We start from the raw sequence: 3,490 nt of genomic DNA on the forward strand, positions 1-3,490 counted from the left end.
TGGTGAGCTGGGTGGGGGTGAGGTGGGTGAGGAGGGTGTCGTCGAGGACGCCGGCGGTGTGGATGACGGCGGTCAGGGGGTGGTCGGGGTCGACGCTGTCGATGAGGTGGGCAAGCGCGTCGGGGTCGGCGGTGTCGCAGGCGACGAGCCTGGCGTGGGCGCCGGTCTGGTGCAGGGTGGTGAGGAGGTCGGTGGCGCCGTCGGCGTCGGGGCCGCGGCGGCTGGTCAGGAGCAGGTGGCGGACGCCGTGGTGGGTGGTGAGGTGGTGGGCCAGGAGACGGCCGAGCGAGCCGGTGGCGCCGGTGATCAGGACCGTACCCTCCGGATCCAGCCCCCGCGGGACCGACAGCGCGACCTTTCCGGTGTGCCGGGCCTGGCTCATGTGGCGGTAGGCGTCACGGGCCCGGCGAACGTCCCAGGCGGCGACCGGCAGCGGCGTCAGCGCGCCCGCCTCGAACAGGGCCAGCAGTTCGTCCAGCATCTCCCGGATACGGTCCGGCCCGGCGTCCATGAGGTCGTACGCCCGGTACGTCACTCCCGGATGACGTGCGGCGACCTCGTCCGCGTCCCGGATGTCCGCCTTGCCGATCTCGAGGAAGCGCCCGCCGCGCGGCAGCAGCCGCAGCGAAGCGTCCACGAACTCCTTGACCAGGGCGTCGAGTACGACGTCCATGCCCTGGCCGTCGGTGGTGGTGCGGAAGTGCTGTTCGAAGTCGGTGGTGCGGGAGTTGGCGAGGTGGGCGTCGTCCAGGCCGAGGGCGCGCAGGGTGTCCTGCTTGCCGGGTGAGGCGGTGCCGTAGACCTCGGCACCCAGGTGGCGGACGATCTGCACGGCGGCCATGCCGACACCGCCGGCCGCCGCGTGCACCAGCAGCCGCTCCCCGGCCCGCAGACCCGCCAGGTCCACCAGCCCGTAGTACGCCGTCAGGAAGACGATCGGGGCCGCCGCCGCCTGCGCGAACGTCCAGCCGTCCGGAACGCGGACCAGCGTACGGTGGTCGGTGACGGCCACCGGGCCCCCGCCGTCCACGAACAGCCCCATCACCCGGTCCCCGGGCGCGAACCGGCTCACCCCGGGCCCGGTCTCGATCACGACACCGGCACCCTCGCTGCCCATGGGCGCATCGCCGGGGTAACTCCCGAGGGCGATCAGCACGTCCCGGAAGTTCAGCCCGACCGCCCGTACGGCGACCCGCACCTCGCCCTCGCCCAGCGGCCCGGTCGCCGAAGGTGAGGCGACGAGGGCGACGTTGTCCAGGGTTCCCTTGCCGGTGCTGCCGAGGTGCCAGCCGAGGGTGTCACCGGGCGGTACGAGGGCGGGGTCCGCGGATGCCTTGGCCAGCCGGTTGGCGTACAACGTGCCGTTCCGGACAGCCAGTTGGGGCTCCTGCGTGGCCACCGCCGCCCACAGGGCACCGGCGGACGGCTCCTCCCCGTCGGCGCCCAGGTCGAGCAGCGTGAAGCAGTCGGGCGACTCGCTCTGCGCGGTACGGATCAGGCCCCACACAGCGGCACCCGCCAAGTCGGTGACGTCCTCACCGGCGCGGGTCGCCTGCGTGCCCCGGGTGACCACGACCAGCCGCCCGGCGCCGAACCGCTCGTCCTCCAGCCACCGCTGGACCAGGTGCAGCGCCTCTGTCACGGCGGTGTGCGTGTCCGCCACGACGTCACCGTCTCCGGCCGGCGTACGACGGAGGTCGACGAACACGACGTCCGGCACGGCGGCACCGTCGGCGAGCAACTCGTCCGGACGGGCGAGCGTTGCCACTCCCTCGCCCAGGGCACCGGCGAGCGCCGATCCCTCCGCGCCGATGACGGCGGCACGGAGACCGGACGCCGGACCCTCCTCGGTCGACAGGGGCACCCAGTTCAGCGCGTGCAGCGTGTCGCGGGAGGCCGGGGACGTGGTGCGGAGTTGGTCGGCGGTGACGGGGTGGAGGGTGAGTTGGGTGATGGTGAGGTCGGGGGTGGTGATCGTGAGGGTGGTGTCGGTGGTGGGGGTGAGGGTGACCTGGAGAGTGGTGGTTTCCCTGGTGTTGTGGGTGGTGATGCCGGTCCAGGTGTGGGGGATGAGGGTGGTGGTGGGGTCGGTGTTGGTGGCGAGGAGGGCGTGGAGGGCTGCGTCGAGGAGGGCGGGGTGGAGGGTGTGGCCGGTGGGGGTGAGGGTGTCGGGGAGGGTGACGGTGGCGTAGAGGGTGCCGGTGGCCGGGTCTTTGGTGAGGTGGGTGAGGTTCTGGAAGGTGGGGCCGTAGTCGTAGCCGTGGTCGGCGAGGCGGTCGTAGAGGCCGGTGAGGTCGACGGGGTGGGTGCCGGGCGGGGGCCAGGCACCTATCGGTTGAGGTGCCGAGGGGGTGTCGGCCGTCAGGGTGGCCGTGGCGTGCAGGGTCCAGGTGGTGTCGTCGCCGTCGGGGCGGGTGTGGATGGTGAGCGCGCGGGTGCCGTCTTCGGCGGGGGGCTGGGCGGTGATCTGGAGGGTCAGGTGTGTGTCGTCGTCGTCGAGGATCACGGGGGCGAGGAGGGTGAGGTCGTCGATGGTGGTGTGGCCGGTGTGGGTGGCGGTGTGCAGGGCGAGGTCGACCAGGGCGGTGCCGGGCAGCAGGACGGTGCCGGCGATGGCGTGGTCGGCCAGCCAGGGCTGCGCGGCCAGGGAGAGACGGCCGGTCAGCAGCAGGTGACCGGAGTCGGCCAGCTCCACCTGCGCACCCAGAAGCGGGTGAGTGGGGCTCTCCAGACCGGCGCCCGTCACATCCGCGCGGGCGGTGCCCTGAAGCCAGAATCGCTGACGCTGGAACGCGTAGGTCGGAAGTTGGATTCGGCGACCACCGGACATCAGCGGACCGAAGTCGACTTCGGCTCCGGACTCGTAGACCGATGCCAGCGCCGACAGGAAGGTGCGCTCCTCGTCCCTGTCCTTGCGGAGTACGGCGGCTGCCGTGAACTCGCCTGATTCCAGCGTGCCTTGGACCATCGCGGTCAGGACCGCGTCCGGACCCAGTTCCAGGTACGTCGTGACGCCCTCGGCGGCGAGGGTCTGGATGCCGTCGTGGAAGCGGACCGTGCCACGGATGTGACGGGCCCAGTAGGCCGGGTCGGTCAGCTCTGCTTCGGTGGCGAGCCGGCCGGTGACGTTGGAGATGACCGGGATCGTCGGCGGGTTGAAGGTCAGGGTCGAGGCGATGCGGGTGAACTCCTCCAGCGCCTCATCCATGTGAGTCGAGTGGAAGGCATGGCTGACCGTCAGCCGCTTCACCTTCGCACCCTCACCGGTGAACCGCTCGGCGATCTCCTCCACCGCGTCCGCATCACCGGAGAGGACAATCGCAGCCGGCCCGTTCACAGCCGCCAGATCCAAGCGTCCCGTGAACTCCTCCAGCACCGAGGCAACTTGGGCTTCAGGTGCGGCGACGGCGAGCATCGCACCGCCACTGCGCGCCGCCTGCATCAGCCGTCCCCGCGCCGCGACCAGCGCCCCCGCATCGGCCAGCGACAG

Annotated in this window: 1 protein-coding gene; it reads right to left on the reverse strand. The window is 71.9% G+C overall.

Annotated features, from left to right (window positions below):
- Window positions 1-3,490 (reverse strand): acyltransferase domain-containing protein (locus tag ABZ915_RS48695; protein WP_361817921.1); only part of this gene is annotated, 3,490 nt, incomplete at both ends.

Origin of the sequence: Streptomyces sp. NPDC046915 (assembly GCF_040644935.1) — a bacterium.
Lineage (GTDB): Bacteria > Actinomycetota > Actinomycetes > Streptomycetales > Streptomycetaceae > Streptomyces.